The following is a 341-nucleotide window of genomic DNA, read 5'->3' as shown; positions in this document are numbered from 1 at the left end:
GTGACCGAGGTGATCGGGCGTCAACTCGGTGCGACGGTCCAGCTTTCGGTGCTCGCGCTCGTGATCGCCCTGGTGCTCGCGCTGTCCGTGGCGGTGCTCGTTCGCGGCAGGGCGGGTCGGACGGTCGCGGCGGCGGTCGAACTGGTGGTGCTCTCCTCCCCGGTCTTCTGGATCGGGCTCGTCCTGCTGAGCGTCTTCGCGTTCGGTCTGGGCTGGTTCCCAGTGTCGGGTGCTCGCAACCCCGCCACGATCGTGCTGCCGGCGATCACTCTCGCGCTTCCGGTGGCGGCGCTGCTCAGCCAAGTGCTGCGCGACGGGCTGATGCAGGCGGAGCGGATGCC

Annotated in this window: 1 pseudogene; it reads left to right on the top strand. The window is 70.1% G+C overall.

Going from position 1 to position 341, the window contains the following annotated elements:
- A pseudogene (locus L687_RS29200) lies at nt 1–341 on the top strand (ABC transporter permease); the annotation flags it as partial.

The organism is Microbacterium maritypicum MF109, assembly GCF_000455825.1.
Lineage (GTDB): Bacteria > Actinomycetota > Actinomycetes > Actinomycetales > Microbacteriaceae > Microbacterium > Microbacterium maritypicum_A.
This window is presented reverse-complemented; position numbering and strand designations above follow the sequence as displayed.